This is a genomic window from Nicoliella sp. ESL1120 (genome assembly GCF_058508515.1).
On record NZ_CP196383.1, the window covers coordinates 511,543 to 525,366 of the forward strand.

At 42.9% G+C, this 13,824-nt stretch carries 15 protein-coding genes and 1 pseudogene; 12 read left to right on the top strand and 4 right to left on the bottom strand.

The genetic code is table 11. The features are described from left to right. Positions 1-59: 59 nt before the first annotated feature. Complete coding sequence (locus ACSYTE_RS01995) at positions 60-809, bottom strand: DUF2705 family protein (RefSeq protein ID WP_491717048.1); 750 nt, start codon at positions 807-809, stop codon at positions 60-62. Continuing rightward, a complete protein-coding gene (locus ACSYTE_RS02000) occupies positions 809-1,717 on the bottom strand; it encodes an ABC transporter ATP-binding protein (protein ID WP_491717049.1) in 909 nt (302 codons plus the stop codon). The genes ACSYTE_RS01995 and ACSYTE_RS02000 overlap by 1 nt, the downstream gene beginning before the upstream one ends. A gap of 210 nt (positions 1,718-1,927) precedes the next feature. On the opposite strand from ACSYTE_RS02000, the gene ACSYTE_RS02005 reads away from it, so the two are divergent. Both ACSYTE_RS02005 and trhA read left to right on the top strand, forming a co-directional pair. Beyond that, positions 1,928-2,272 carry an aggregation-promoting factor C-terminal-like domain-containing protein gene (locus tag ACSYTE_RS02005; protein ID WP_491717050.1) on the top strand — a complete coding sequence of 115 codons (345 nt, stop codon included), beginning with the start codon at positions 1,928-1,930 and terminating at the stop codon, positions 2,270-2,272. Between the two features lie 115 nt (positions 2,273-2,387). Continuing rightward, entirely contained in the window at positions 2,388-3,032 is a 645-nt protein-coding gene (gene trhA / locus ACSYTE_RS02010; RefSeq protein WP_491717276.1) for a PAQR family membrane homeostasis protein TrhA, read from the top strand. Positions 3,033-3,079: 47 nt separating this feature from the next. On the opposite strand, the gene ACSYTE_RS02015 is transcribed toward trhA, so the two are convergent. Beyond that, positions 3,080-3,403: a DMT family transporter gene (locus tag ACSYTE_RS02015; RefSeq protein WP_491717051.1), complete on the bottom strand. Its 324-nt coding sequence runs from the start codon at positions 3,401-3,403 to the stop codon at positions 3,080-3,082. Positions 3,404-3,565: 162 nt separating this feature from the next. On the opposite strand from ACSYTE_RS02015, the gene ACSYTE_RS02020 reads away from it, so the two are divergent. The 3 genes from ACSYTE_RS02020 (at position 3,566) to ACSYTE_RS02030 (ending at position 6,507) form a co-directional block, all read left to right on the top strand. Continuing rightward, positions 3,566-4,171, top strand: a complete 606-nt coding sequence (locus ACSYTE_RS02020) for a nitroreductase family protein (protein WP_491717052.1) — start codon at positions 3,566-3,568, stop codon at positions 4,169-4,171. Positions 4,172-4,325: 154 nt separating this feature from the next. Beyond that, positions 4,326-5,516 (top strand): aminotransferase-like domain-containing protein, encoded by a 1,191-nt coding sequence (locus tag ACSYTE_RS02025; RefSeq protein WP_491717053.1) that lies wholly within the window; start codon positions 4,326-4,328, stop codon positions 5,514-5,516. A gap of 118 nt (positions 5,517-5,634) precedes the next feature. Then, positions 5,635-6,507 carry a tyrosine-protein phosphatase gene (locus tag ACSYTE_RS02030; RefSeq protein ID WP_491717054.1) on the top strand — a complete coding sequence of 291 codons (873 nt, stop codon included), beginning with the start codon at positions 5,635-5,637 and terminating at the stop codon, positions 6,505-6,507. Between the two features lie 43 nt (positions 6,508-6,550). On the opposite strand, the gene ACSYTE_RS02035 is transcribed toward ACSYTE_RS02030, so the two are convergent. Next, complete coding sequence (locus tag ACSYTE_RS02035; protein WP_491717055.1) at positions 6,551-7,702, bottom strand: DUF3290 family protein; 1,152 nt, start codon at positions 7,700-7,702, stop codon at positions 6,551-6,553. A gap of 233 nt (positions 7,703-7,935) precedes the next feature. Here ACSYTE_RS02035 and ACSYTE_RS02040 point away from each other — a divergent pair, with 233 nt between their 5' ends. From ACSYTE_RS02040 to ACSYTE_RS02070, 7 genes and pseudogenes are all read left to right on the top strand, one after another. Next, entirely contained in the window at positions 7,936-8,406 is a 471-nt protein-coding gene (locus ACSYTE_RS02040; protein WP_491717056.1) for a C40 family peptidase, read from the top strand. 138 nt (positions 8,407-8,544) lie between these two features. Continuing rightward, complete coding sequence (locus tag ACSYTE_RS02045; RefSeq protein WP_491717057.1) at positions 8,545-9,060, top strand: methylated-DNA--[protein]-cysteine S-methyltransferase; 516 nt, start codon at positions 8,545-8,547, stop codon at positions 9,058-9,060. A gap of 13 nt (positions 9,061-9,073) precedes the next feature. Continuing rightward, a pseudogene (locus ACSYTE_RS02050) lies at positions 9,074-9,829 on the top strand (DNA/RNA non-specific endonuclease); the annotation flags it as partial. Positions 9,830-10,100: 271 nt separating this feature from the next. Further along, on the top strand, positions 10,101-10,454 hold the full coding sequence (locus ACSYTE_RS02055; protein ID WP_491717058.1) for an iron-sulfur cluster biosynthesis family protein: 354 nt from the start codon (positions 10,101-10,103) through the stop codon (positions 10,452-10,454). A gap of 123 nt (positions 10,455-10,577) precedes the next feature. Beyond that, complete coding sequence (locus tag ACSYTE_RS02060; protein WP_491717059.1) at positions 10,578-11,237, top strand: SDR family oxidoreductase; 660 nt, start codon at positions 10,578-10,580, stop codon at positions 11,235-11,237. 118 nt (positions 11,238-11,355) lie between these two features. Next, positions 11,356-12,978 (top strand): ABC-F family ATP-binding cassette domain-containing protein, encoded by a 1,623-nt coding sequence (locus ACSYTE_RS02065; protein ID WP_491717060.1) that lies wholly within the window; start codon positions 11,356-11,358, stop codon positions 12,976-12,978. A 70-nt stretch (positions 12,979-13,048) separates the two neighbouring features. Continuing rightward, positions 13,049-13,750: a class A sortase gene (locus tag ACSYTE_RS02070; protein ID WP_491717061.1), complete on the top strand. Its 702-nt coding sequence runs from the start codon at positions 13,049-13,051 to the stop codon at positions 13,748-13,750. Positions 13,751-13,824 lie beyond the last annotated feature (74 nt).

Below are 13,824 nucleotides of genomic sequence, written 5' to 3' on the forward strand. Positions count from 1 at the left end.
ATTAGATTGCAAACAAAAAGCTTAAATCATTATTATGAAATGATTTAAGCTCGGGTGGATTAGATATTGCGTTTGTTAAAGATCAGGTAGCCCAGGCCGATGAAGATAATTCCATAAACGAATGCGCCTGCTGTGATCATGTTCAAGGATAGGTGGGTTAATTCTTTGAATGCACTTGTATCGTATTGGTTCTCGACCATGAAGAAGTTAAACGGATTATATTTGACCCATTCATACTTGTTGATCAAGATTGCGAGGAGCTGACTGATGATCTGGGTGGCGAAAATGGATGCGACCCCAGCTCCGATCGAAGCCCCAGAGCTTTTGGCAATGTTGCTGATCAACAATACGAAGCTAGCGATTAAGAATACATAGATCGCTTGACCAACTCCTGCGTTGACCATTTCTTTAATCATGTGGTCGCTAACTGACGTATTGTTAAAGAAGATCAATTTCAAAACGAACGTGAAGCAATTGTTAACGATGACAATGATCGCATAGATCCAAACGAGGGTGATGATCTTGCTTAAGTACACCTGGAGTCTAGAGTATTGTCTAGCCAATAGGTTTTTGATGGTTTTATTAACGAATTCATTGGTAATGATCGTACTAGCGATCACGACCATGATGATTTCAACGATCGATCTCGATTGCCCATTGGTGGTTAAAAATTCAGTGGGGCTAATGATCTTGAACTGTTTGATCGCGATTGTAATCAATAATTGATAGGCCAACAATAAGATCAGTGAAATCCAGATCGATTTACCCTTGATGGCCTTGTAGCCTTCCTGTCTTAGTAGCGTGAACATTATTTTACCTCCTTTTGATTATCAGCCGTTAATAATTTGAGTAGTGATTCTTCCAAGTCAGCGCTAGCCATTTGGACATTCGTAATTTTAATTTGCGCGTTCACCAAGACGACTAGGACATCATTCAACGTGTCTTGCTTAGCGGGCACTTCAACTTTTTTATCGTTAATGCGGGCATCGAAGCCAGCGCTTTTCAATACGTTAGCTGCTGCATTAACATCGGTGGTTTCAATCTTAACTAACTGATTGTCACTTGAAAGGAAATCAGCAGCACTGGCTTGTTTAACCACGCGACCGTGATTGATGACAACGTATGAATCAGCGATCCGAGCGAGTTCATCTAAGAGGTGACTGGAAATCAAAATGCTGATTCCACGGCTCGCAAGCCGTAACAAGAGGTCACGGAGGTCATGGGTCGATTGCGGATCCAAACCATTCATCGGTTCATCTAAAATCAGCAATTTAGGATGGTTCAATAACGTAATTGCGATCCCTAATCTTTGGCGCATCCCTAGTGAGTACTTCTTTGCCTTTTGATTGGCGAACCGTTCGATTTGGGTTTCCTTCATGATTTGATGGATCTCTTTCTTCGTGGTCTTGCCCTCATTATAGAGGTGTAAATGTTCGACCCCGGTTAAATTATCATAAAGGGCGGGGGTTTCGATCATCGTCCCAACGCTTGCTAGTGCCTTGCGATTATGCTTAGTCAGGGTTTGATCATCAATTGTAATCTTGCCTAGGCTATAGCTCGTCAATCCCACGATCGTTTTCATAATCGTCGATTTACCAGCCCCGTTCGGTCCGATCAAACCAAGAATCTGCCCGGCTGGAATCTCAAAGCTAACGTTATGGAGCACTTGCTTGCGGCCATATTTTTTATTCAAGTTAATTACTTCTAAAATTGCCATTTCACTTCTCCTTTAGTTAATTACTTATGTAACTAACTATATCATATTAGTTTTAAATAGCAACCTTTTTATTTCATAATCGTAATAACATGTAATTAACCTGTAATATTTTGATAACGATTGCGTAAGATTTTTACTGTAAAGTATAAAACATTGAAACGAACGAATAAAATCATGGATACGAATCTCAAGGAGGAAAATCTTTCTTATATGTTAATCAAAAAAATTGTTTTTACTATTCTAGCTACCGCCTCAATGTTTGGCTCATTTATCGCTACTTCACACGAAACTGAAACCACTGCCAGTGCAGATGCTACGACGACTTTATCAAAGAGTGACGCAGCTGCTAAGAAATGGATCGCATGGCATGAATCAAAGAACTCATACACCGCCAGAAATGGTAAGTACTATGGTAAATACCAATTGGGAATTGGTTTATTACATGGTAACTACTCAGCTGCAAACCAAGAAAAGGCTGCTGATAAATACGTTTTAAGTCGTTATGGCAGTTGGTCAAACGCTAAAAAGCACTGGTTATCACATAACTGGTATTAAAATTTAAATAAACCTTTAAAGGACCATGTTTATTAATAAAACATGGTCTTTTTTTTGATTTATTGAGTATAATATAACTAATAATTATTAGAGAGGATTTTTTGTCATGGATAAGATGCCTGCTTTTTTAAACAACAAAAAATACCTACTGATCAATGAAATTTTGAGTGCGATTACCCATGGTATCGGGGTCGGATTAAGCATTGCAGCTGCGATCGTCTTGATCGTTCACGGCGTCCATGAGGGTGGGGCGATGCGGATTACGACCTTTTCGATCTATGGGGCGTTGTTGATCATTTTTTATTTAGCATCAACGCTCTTCCATAGCCTATACTTCACTAAGGCTGAACACGTTTTTCAAATTTTTGACCATTCGGCAATTTACCTGTTGATCGCTGGGACCTACTTACCATATTCGTTGGTAACGATTGGTGGGAAGCTAGGCTGGGTGATCTTCGGGGTGATTTGGTTCATGGCGATCTCAGGAATCATCTATAAGTCGATCTGGATGGGCAGGTTCAAAGTGGCTTCGACCGTAATCTATGTGGTCATGGGATGGTTTTGTGTGCTAGGCATCCATCGTTTGCTTCAGGGATTGGGTTGGCATGGGTTTATCCTATTGCTGCTCGGCGGAATCGCATTTACGGTCGGCTCCGTCATCTATAGCTTTCGGGCCATTCCGTTTGGTCATGTCATCTGGCATATTTTTGTAATGATAGGCACGATTTTAATGTATTTTTCAATTTATTTTTATGTATAAATATAAAAAGAACTTTGATCACTTAACTGAAGTAATCAAAGCTCTTTTTATTTTGGTTCGAAGACGTTTAAGATAACCACGCCCGCGATAATCAATGTGAGTCCTAGCACCGTGATGATTGTAATTTGATCCTTCCAGATCAGAACGGATACGACGGTCGCTAAAATCAGACCAACACCGCTCCAAGTGGCATATGCAATGTTCAATGGGATCTTAATCATTGCGATTGAAAGGAAATAGAAGCATAATGTAAATGAAAAGATTGAACCTAATGCGGGCAACCAGTGGGTGAACCCCATTGAGGCCTTCAATAGGTTGGTCCCGATCATTTCACCAATTATTGCTAAAAACAAGAACAGGTAGTAATACATTTGCATGGCTCCTTAATTAGCATTACAAGTTCATTATAGTACAGAATATGGGGCTTGGGCATCTTTTTTGCTTTTTTAACGCTTTTAACTTACAAAAAGTAAGTTGTTGTGTTATGATAGTAACATCAAATCAAATTAGTAATATTCAGGGAGGAATTTACCATGAAAAAAGAATTTTTAGACTTAGAAAAGAAGCGTCGCACGATTTACGCATTAGGTAAAAACGTTAGCCAATCACCAGAAGAATTAGTACCATTCTTAGAATCAGTAATTAAGGAAACTCCTTCAGCTTTCAATAGCCAATCCACTCGGGTCGTATTTGCATTTGGCAAGTACCAAGACAAGGTTTGGGATATCGTTGCTGATAACTTGAAGAAGGCCATGGGAAGCGACGAAGCATTCGAAAAGAACTCCAAGGCTAAGATTGATGGCTTTAAGAATGCTTTTGGAACGATTCTTTGGTTCACTGACACTGACGTTGTGCACGGCTTAGAAGAACAATTCCCAGCTTACAAGGATAACTTCTACGACTGGTCCGAACAAGCTCAAGGAAACGCTCAATACGCAGTTTGGACTGCTCTTGCTGAAAACGGAATCGGTGCTAACCTTCAACACTACAACCCACTAATCGATGCTGATATCGCTAAGGAATTCGATATTCCTAAGAGTTGGAGACTTCGTGGTGAAATGGACTTTGGTTCAATCGAAGCCCCAGCTGGTGACAAGGAATTCATGGAAGACAGCGAACGTTTCCGCGTCTTTAAGTAATCGCCTCAATAAATCATTAGTGATCCTATAAATAATGCTTAAAAACCAAAACTAAAATAGTTTTGGTTTTTTTGTGGAAAAAATTGACATTAGATGAAATTATGTAATATAATTCTATTTAACATGAAATTGATTCAATTTAGGGGGATTAAATATGACAAAGTATAACTTTTCAAGCAGAGTGCCGTTGACCAACGATAACCCATTTGGTGAAGTATTGACCGTTGCTAGTAAGCCTAGCATTGTTTCATTTGCAGGTGGACTACCTGCACCAGAACTATTTCCAGTAAAAGAGATCAAGGATGCCGCGGATTACGTACTCGACGAATACGGGCAAACCGTTCTTCAATACAGCGTTGCGCAAGGAAACTTACACCTTCGTCAATTGATCGCTAAGTATATGCGGACGCGTGGCTTAGACGAAGATCCTGCTAATATGTTGATCACGACCGGTTCTCAACAAGGATTGGACGTCATTGCTGAAATGATGATCAATCCAGGCGACGTAGTCATTAGCGAACGGCCGACTTATTTAAGCGCACTAGATGTTTTTAAGACCTATGGTGCTGAAACGGTCGGCGTTGACGTTGATGAAGATGGGATGAAGATGGATGAATTAGAAGCCACTTTAAAGCAACACCCCACTACTAAGATCATCTACGTGGTCCCTAATTTCCAAAATCCGACTGGTAATTCAATGTCGCTAGCTAGAAGACAACGCTTAGTCGAACTAGCTGACCAATATGATGTCATTGTAGTTGAAGATGATCCATACGGTGCGATTAGATACGCAGGGAAGCAAATTGCACCGATTCGCTCCCTTGATAAGAACGGGCGGGTCATTTACACCGGCACGTTCTCTAAGATCTTAGCACCAGGTTTGCGTATGGGGTGGGCTAGTGCTGCTCCTGAATTGATTGCCAAGATGACGCTTTTGAAGCAATTTGAAGATGTGCACACCGATAACTTTACCCAATACGTGATCGCCCGCTACATGGAACACAATGATATGCAGGCCCATATCGATCAAATTACCGAAGCATACCATGCACGCGGTGAAGCAATGTATGCAGCAATTCAAGAACACTTCCCAGCAGGGACTGAATTGACCCATCCAGAAGGGGGCATGTTCCTCTGGGTGAAATTACCAGGCAATCCAGATATCGACAGTTTGTTCGATGAATGTATTAAAAACAACGTTGCCTTTGTACCAGGCGCACCATTCTTCCCTGATAATCCAGAAACGAATACGATGCGGATGAACTTTTCGAACCGCTCGGTTGACGAAATCAAAGCTGGAATCAAGGTGATGGGTGCGGTCATCAATAAAATGCTAGTTAAATAATCGAATTTTTAAACGACGGTTCTAATGGGCCGTCGTTTTTACGTTCTTTACACCGATAATTTACAAGTCCTTTACCTTCGGCTGATACAATTAATCCGAAACGGAAAGGGATGGAATTATGAAAATAGATCGAAGTCGGGTAAAAATTTTGGCAATCGTCATCACGATGGTAGCGGCGATTACGTTCGTTAACTACCAAGCATTGGCTAAGGTGACTAAGAGCGCCCAAAGTAAGGAACAAGAATGGACTGCGCGCGTCGATAAGTTCGCTAAGCAACGGGCTAGTCATCACTATGAAACGATTAGCTGGAACACTCGTGATCTGGGTGGTTATGTAGGAGCGAATGGCAAACACATTAAGGACGACGCGATTTTTAGAAGTAACGCCTTGAATGACATCAATCAAGCGGGATCGGACATGGTGGCGAAGTTCAACATCAATAAGATCATCGATCTACGTTCATTGACAGAAAAGGATGGGGTCAAAGCCCTCCCTGATCCAAATGAGGATGGCAATCAATCATCATTGTTGGCCAATGTGCAATACTTTGATTATCCAACCAATACGGCGGCGGAAAAGCAAAGCTATAAGGCAGAAAAGAAAAAAGAGGGACAAATCTATACCTACGGCAAACCGTTCACCACGTATCGCTCGGCACGGACTTCTTATCGGGAAATCATCGAGTTATTGTTGAACAATCAAAACGGCGCGGTAATGTATCACTGCTTGAACGGCCATGACCGAACTGGATTAGTGACGGTCGTATTACTATCAGCGCTCGGCGTTGATAAGGATACGATTTACAACGACTATCTATTGACTAATTACTACCACCATAAGAATACGTACGTCGAACAAGTTGGCCAATTGGACCGCTTCTACGCAACGGTCGCTAAGTACTATGGCAACATGCAAAATTATATTCATAAGGGAATCGGCATTTCAGCCGCCCAGGAAAAACAACTTCAGGCTAAGTATTTAACGAAATAATAAAAAAGCACTTCATCAGGTTTACTGATGAAGTGCTTTTTTATTAATGAGCCTTCTTATTTAAATTGAATAATCTATCACCAAAACGGTGGCTGTGTTGTGGATATGGGACCAAGACCAACTTGCTGTTGATCAACTGGCCGAGATACACTTGTTCGATCGTCAGGTTTTGTTTATTGACCTGATCTTCGACCCACTTTTCATCCCGATTAATTCGTTCGAGTACGGATTCGTCGACCTTACCATCAGTAATCAATGGGTAGCGAATCGATTCGTCGCCGTAACTAGTGATCGTCATCTGGCCGTTTTGTTCGAGCACGGCGCTTTTAACGTCTTGGAAGCTTCCGATGTTTTCTAACCGCAGCTTAAACGCTAAGTCCGAACCAGACATCCCGTTCTTCAAGGCATTATCAACGATGATATTACCATTGGCAATGATCTTTTGGGGATTCCCAGTCAACATTCGCTTGAAGAAGTCCGACTGCCGAACGAGCAGTTTACTACCAAAGATGATCAATGACCAGATCAATAAGACGATGAAGAACTGCAAGATCGTAATCGCATCATTATAGATCATCCCACCGATAATCCCACCAAGAACATAGTTTTGTAATTGGTCGATGGCATTGGACGGCATCAAGTTCCCCTTCCCGGAGAGGTTGATTTGAATTACTAACATAATGAACCCGATCAATAGTTTCAACGCCAGTTCAACGTAGACGTTGTTCAAGAAATTAAAGCTAAAGTGATTGGCAGTTATGTAATTAGGCTTGTTATAGACCAGATTAGTGGGCGTCAAGCTATAACCGCTTTGGTCGTTGTTAAAAGTCACTTGGTAATATTGCTTACCGGCTTTGATCGTCATCCCATTTTGCAACGTCGTCGAATTGGCGTACATTTCGGAAACGGGGACGTGCTTTTGGGCACTGATGTTTTTCAACACGGTCGCCGTTTGGCCAGATTGGCTAGAACTCGACTGCATGCTCACGAAATTGCTGACCTGCAGACTGGCGAATAAAATAGCTGAAAAACTCAAGACAACGAAGAAGTCACGATACTTCAGGTTAGTCCGGTTCCGTAAGTATAAAATACCTAAAATGATGAACGCGATCACAAACGCTGCTGCGACGATTGATAGCCAAAACCCTAAATTGCTGAAGTTTTGGGTTAAATAATGGTACGAGTATAAATTCATTAAAATTCACTTCTTACCTAAAGATTTGATTTACATATTTATTATAATCGAAACGAGACGATTTTTCTATCAAAGTCGAATAATCATTATTACAAAAATGGACGCATTTTGTAATTTTTCTTAATCAAATTGCAACTTAGTTGAATTCTTCCCGTAGTATTGATTCTTTATAATGAACTTATTCAATTAAAGCAAAAATAAAAAAACGAAAATGGAAAGGGAATTATTCAACTATGATTAACGCTTTAACTAAACGCCTCTTGGTAATTTTAACCGTTGCAACATTGACCATCGTTGCCGCTACTTTTGCAGGGAGCAAAGCAGTCCATGCTGATTCAGCTGGCCAAAGCCAAAACTTTGACCAGATGTATCGTTTGGCTAAATCAAAGCTAGGGACTCCTTATTCTTACGGTTCAACGGGGCCTAGTCGCTTCGATTGTTCAGGATTCACCCAATACGTTTATAAGGCTGGTCACAAGAGCCTAGCTAGAACTGCCCAAGCTCAATACAACACGACGAAAAAGATTGCGGCAGCAAATCGGCAAAAGGGTGATTTAGTATACTTTGGTTATAGCAAGCATAGTATTTCCCACGTTGGTATCTACATCGGTAATGGTAAGATGATCAACGCCCAAAACCGCGGGGTCGTCATCGAAAACGTTTCCTCACCATGGTGGCACTCAGTGGGCTACTCACGTCCATAATAAAATTCAAATCCAAAACGTCAATGGAGCTATCCATTGGCGTTTTTATTTTTAACAAATTAAGGGTGGAATGGATTGTTTTTATTTTCTGAACGAGGTTTGCTATAATTCATTTAAAGAGATGGGGTAACTACTGAAATGGAAAAATTATATTGGGATATAATTAAGTTTAACGACAAAAAATTATATTTTACCGTAAATAACAATGGGCTGAATTTTATTTCAGACTCAGATCAACACATATCGCAAATCTATGACTTCTATCCAAATGGCCAGTTCGAATTTCGCAATCAACGGGATGTGACGACTGGATATGTAGAACGCTTTGAAGACTACATCCTAGGTGAAGAAAAGCAGCTGGACATACCCATCGACATTAGCGGGGCGGGCGATCCTGCCTTACAAAAGATTTGGCAGCTGATTCGAACGATTCCGTATGGTTCGTTCATGACTGCTGAGGACGTTGCTGAAAAGGCGGGCGTCTCTGAAACAGTCGTGATGCAAGCGGTTACTGACTCGCCGTTAACGATGGTCATCCCAGTCCACCGGGTCATCTGCCCGAATAACATGGACAACAGTATCCGTGGGGGTTCAGCAATGCGTTCGCAATTATTAGAGATGGAAGCAATGAATGGATTAGACGATCTGGAATAGGGGTTTCATTATAATGAAAAAATTAGTAGCATTATTATCAACGGCGCTCGTTGCAGTCACACTAGTCGGGTGTGGCACTAATCACTCGCAAAGCACGGGGACTAACGCCACTAGCGAAACTAAGATTACCGCCAGTCAATTACCGAATTTAGATTATTCATCTGGCAAGCAGGCCGTCGTCGAGGTCAACGGGGGTAAGAGTACCTTAGATCCGACGATCTGGCGGACCAATAAGATCGAATATGCAAATTTAGATTCGCATAATCGGACCTCAGCCGCGAATACTGCATACTTAGAAAAGCGTAACGTCGCTGATGGGGCGTTGCGGACACGGCAGACGGTATATCCGACGGGCTGGCACCAAAAATTCGTCAACAAAGATGCGATCATTAACCGTGGGCACTTGATCGCCTATAGCCTATCAAAGGGAATCGATACCGATGGGAATTACCAGGCGAGCCTGCAGTCTGGTGATCAAAATAATTTGAAGAACCTCTTTACCCAATCGGCATTCAGCAATCAAAAACTACAGACGATCTATGAGACCCTGGTCAGAAACGCACTGAAGGATAACCAAAAGGTCGTCTATCAAGTCCAACCGATCTTTAGGGGCAGCGAATTAATGGCCCGCGGGGTTCATTTGCAGGCCATCTCGACGAATCGGAAGCTCGATTTTAACGTTTACTTGTTCAACGTCCAACCAGGGATTAAATTCGATTACGCCACGGGCCGTTCGCAAATCGATAATACGATGAACGTTCCCGCACCAGATAAGGTCGGCTACTATCAAAATGGCCAACGCCATTATTCGACCGTTAGCAAGCTCTTGGCTGGCTATGCGGCCTACAAGACTTATCAACACTACCAAAAACGCAGGACGGAACGTCAATATCAAACCCATTATAGTGATAACCGCAGCACCTATAAGTCCCATCGGATCTTTAAACACCGTTAGCAGCTTTGCGTGTATCAAATGATTGACATATTTTCAATAATCGTTAAGATAGTAATTGTAGTTTAAATGAAGGGGGATTACTTGAATGAAAATTGTAATTACTGATGAAGCAAAGGCCAAGATTACAAAAGTTGCTGATCAAAATTCCAAGCTCCTGTTGAGCTTAGATGATGGGGTCGGACCATTCTCAGATGTTGGTTCCTGCGCCGTTGACACCTCTTTTGATTTGGTGGTCGTGGATGCTGATTTCGCTACCCCAGACTTTGATAAGGCACTCGACAGTGACTTGGGTCCCATTTACTACAAGGGCTATTCAGGACAATATATCGATGCTCCGGGTCTAACGTTGACGGTTCAATACAACCAGTTAGCGTTGAAAAACGACAGTGGATTAATCGATTCCGCCATTGCAATTCTCGATAAAAAAAGTGTTAAATAACATGCCTTAAAAACTGATTTCGTTTGAGATCAGTTTTTTTGTTGCCCTGAGTCGCATTAGTATAATTAATCGCTGATACTTGATACAATATGCTTACTAATTAATAATAAGGAGGCTGTTTAAATGGCAAATATTCTTGTGATCGGTGCCCATGGACACGTAGGTAAACTGGTGGTTTCGAAGCTATCGCGAGCTGGTGATCACGTGTTCGCAGGCTTTCGTGATGAAAGTCAATTCACGACCGTTGCTAACCTAGCGCACGTAACGCCAGTAAAGTTCGACTTGCTGGGCGGCCCTGAGGAAATGGCCAAAATCATGACGGCCCATTCGATCGATACGCTCGTCTTTAGTGCGGGCTCTGGTGGCAACACCGGTGATGATATGACGCTTTTGATCGATCTAGACGGGGCGGTCAAGACGATGGATGCCGCTAAGCTCGCGGGGATCAAGCGCTACGTGATGGTCAGTGCCGTTGCCGCCGATGACCGTAGCTATTGGGCTAAGACGGGGGCTTTACAACCATACTACGTGGCTAAGCACTACGCCGATCGCTTCTTAAAGGCAAGTGGGCTCGACTACACGATCTTACGGCCAACGATGCTCACTAATGATGCGGGGACTGGCAAGATTGCGGTCGATGGGGATCGCATCGGTGGATCGATTCCACGCGATGACGTGGCCTCAGCAATAGTCGCAATCTTGGCGAACCCGAATACGAAGCAGCACATTTACGAAATTACGAGTGGGGATGCGCCAGTCAACTCGGTTTTTCAAGTTGAGTAGTCTCCTTAGTTATGGTAAAGTAATAACAAATAGCTAGTTACAACGAAAAAACGTCCTAGTCCAGCGATGGTGACCAGGGCGCTTTGTTATGTAAACACCATTGTATGGAGGGAAAAATATGATTACAGTTAGCGACATGGGACTTCAGTTTTCTGGTAAGAAGCTTTACGAAAATGTTAATTTAAAATTCACGCCCGGTAATTGTTACGGGGTGATTGGTGCCAACGGTGCTGGTAAATCAACATTTTTAAAGTTGCTTGAAGGCAAGATTGAACCCACTAGTGGTAATATCTCGATTGGCGAACACGAACGGATGTCTAGTTTGAACCAAGATCACTACGCATTCGAAGAGTTCACCGTCTTGGATACGGTGATTCAAGGTTACAAAAAGCTCTACGAGATTATGAAGGAAAAAGACGCCCTCTACGCTAAGCCCGATTTCTCCGATGAAGACGGGGTCCGCGCTGCCGAACTCGAGAGCGAATTTGCCGAAATGGACGGCTGGAATGCCGAATCAGAGGCTTCCCAACTCCTGCAAAGCATGGGGATCCCAGAATCGATGCACGACTTAAAGATGAGTGAATTGACCGAGGGGGAAAAGGTGAAGGTCTTACTCGCCCAAGCCCTCTTTGGTAAGCCCGACATCTTATTATTAGATGAACCGACCAACGGGTTGGACAACCACACCGTTGAATGGTTGCAAAACTTCCTGGCTGATTATCCCAACATCGTGATCGTCGTCTCCCATGACCGTTACTTCTTGAATCAGGTATGTACGATGATGTGTGATGTTGATTTCCAAAAGATCCAAATGTACGTTGGGAACTACGACTTCTGGTTGAAATCCAGCGAGCTCGCCAACAAGATGCGTGCTGATTCCAACGCCAAAAAAGAAGATCAAATCAAGGAACTAAAGGAATTTATCGCCCGCTTTAGTGCCAATGCTTCCAAGTCCAAGCAGGCGACTTCACGGAAGAAACAGCTTGATAAGATCACCCTGGACGATATCAAGCCTTCTTCACGGAAGTATCCATTCATTAATTTTGAAAAGGAACGCGACCTGGGTAACGACCTGTTGCGCGTGGACAAGGTTTCCAAGACGATCGATGGGGTCAAGATCTTAGATAACGTGACCTTTACGCTGCGGCCAGGTGAAAAGACCGCCATTATCAGTCGCAATGACTTGGCGACCACGACGTTAATGCAGATCATCGCAGGTGAGATGCAACCAGACACGGGCTCCGTTACCTGGGGGCAAACGACGAAACGGTCATATCTACCTAAGAACTTCAACGCTGAATTCGACGGCAGCGACCTTTCGATCATGGACTGGTTGCGCCAATACGCCCAAAAGGATGAAAGCGACAATACCTTTATCCGTGGCTTCTTAGGACGGATGCTCTTTTCTGGTGAAGCCGTTGATAAGAAGGTCAACGTCTTATCCGGGGGTGAAAAGGTGCGTTGTATGCTCTCCAAGATGATGTTGCAAAAGGCCAACGTCCTCTTGTTCGATGATCCGACTAACCATTTGGACATGGAATCGATCACCGCATTGAACGACAGCTTGATCTCATACCCAAGCTCGATCATCTTTACTTCCCATGACCACCAATTCATCCAAACGATTGCTGATCACATCATCGAAGTTTCTGATAAGGGGATCGTGGAACGGGCTGAGACCAAATACGACGATTTCTTGGACAACGCAGATATTCAAAAACAAGTTGCAAAACTTTACTAATCAATCGGGAGTTGGCATTTGGTGTCTACTCCCTTTTGTTTTATAATGATTTCAATGGAGTTGATGAATAATGAAGCAAAAGTGGCAACTATGGGCCGCGATCCTCTTGTTGGTCGCGGGGCTTGCAATGTTAAGCATTGAACCCATCAAGACCGCATTGGTCGCTGGGTATCGGCCGACGATCGATCGCAAAGAGGTCCAAGCTAATCAACAACGGACTCAGCAGGCCAACTATAATATGAATCAAGTCAAGGCGGTCACGATGAATCAAGTCATCAACGCCCGCTTGCATGCTAAAAACGTTAAACTCGTTGGGCAAATCATCGCGCCTTCGATCAATTTGCACTTACCGATCGGCCTCGGGGTCGATAATGAAACGCTGATGCTCGCTGCGGGAACGATGCGAGCGGACCAAAAGATGGGTGAGGGTAATTATGCGCTAGCTGGTCACCATATGATCAACAAGCAGGCGTTGTTCTCGCCATTTTACAATCAGGGCAAAGTGGGGATGAAGGTCTACTTAACTGATATGCATAAGGTCTATGAATACCAGATCACTCAGCGTAAGATCATCAGTCCCTACGCAGTCAGCGTGGTCGATAACACCAAGCAAAAGCTGCTCACGTTGATCACTTGTAACGATAGCGGAAGCAAGCGGCTATTGCTGCGCGGGCGGTTACTACAAACGATGAGTCTGAAAAGGGCACCCGCATCCGTTGTCAAGATGATGCATCAAAAGACTAATAACTATAACGTTTTAGCTGGATATTAATTAGTATCAAAAACATTTTGAATTCTCCTTAAGAAAATGCTATATTAATTATGATAATTCTTAAGGAGATGTAC

Bases quoted from the DNA above. Each gene is read 5' to 3' on its own strand.
- ACSYTE_RS01995 (WP_491717048.1), bottom strand. From the start codon at position 809: ATGTTCACGCTACTAAGACAGGAAGGCTACAAGGCCATCAAGGGTAAA.
- ACSYTE_RS02000 (WP_491717049.1), bottom strand. From the start codon at position 1,717: ATGGCAATTTTAGAAGTAATTAACTTGAATAAAAAATATGGCCGCAAG.
- ACSYTE_RS02005 (WP_491717050.1), top strand. From the start codon at position 1,928: ATGTTAATCAAAAAAATTGTTTTTACTATTCTAGCTACCGCCTCAATG.
- trhA (WP_491717276.1), top strand. From the start codon at position 2,388: ATGCCTGCTTTTTTAAACAACAAAAAATACCTACTGATCAATGAAATT.
- ACSYTE_RS02015 (WP_491717051.1), bottom strand. From the start codon at position 3,403: ATGTATTACTACCTGTTCTTGTTTTTAGCAATAATTGGTGAAATGATC.
- ACSYTE_RS02020 (WP_491717052.1), top strand. From the start codon at position 3,566: ATGAAAAAAGAATTTTTAGACTTAGAAAAGAAGCGTCGCACGATTTAC.
- ACSYTE_RS02025 (WP_491717053.1), top strand. From the start codon at position 4,326: ATGACAAAGTATAACTTTTCAAGCAGAGTGCCGTTGACCAACGATAAC.
- ACSYTE_RS02030 (WP_491717054.1), top strand. From the start codon at position 5,635: ATGAAAATAGATCGAAGTCGGGTAAAAATTTTGGCAATCGTCATCACG.
- ACSYTE_RS02035 (WP_491717055.1), bottom strand. From the start codon at position 7,702: ATGAATTTATACTCGTACCATTATTTAACCCAAAACTTCAGCAATTTA.
- ACSYTE_RS02040 (WP_491717056.1), top strand. From the start codon at position 7,936: ATGATTAACGCTTTAACTAAACGCCTCTTGGTAATTTTAACCGTTGCA.
- ACSYTE_RS02045 (WP_491717057.1), top strand. From the start codon at position 8,545: ATGGAAAAATTATATTGGGATATAATTAAGTTTAACGACAAAAAATTA.
- ACSYTE_RS02055 (WP_491717058.1), top strand. From the start codon at position 10,101: ATGAAAATTGTAATTACTGATGAAGCAAAGGCCAAGATTACAAAAGTT.
- ACSYTE_RS02060 (WP_491717059.1), top strand. From the start codon at position 10,578: ATGGCAAATATTCTTGTGATCGGTGCCCATGGACACGTAGGTAAACTG.
- ACSYTE_RS02065 (WP_491717060.1), top strand. From the start codon at position 11,356: ATGATTACAGTTAGCGACATGGGACTTCAGTTTTCTGGTAAGAAGCTT.
- ACSYTE_RS02070 (WP_491717061.1), top strand. From the start codon at position 13,049: ATGAAGCAAAAGTGGCAACTATGGGCCGCGATCCTCTTGTTGGTCGCG.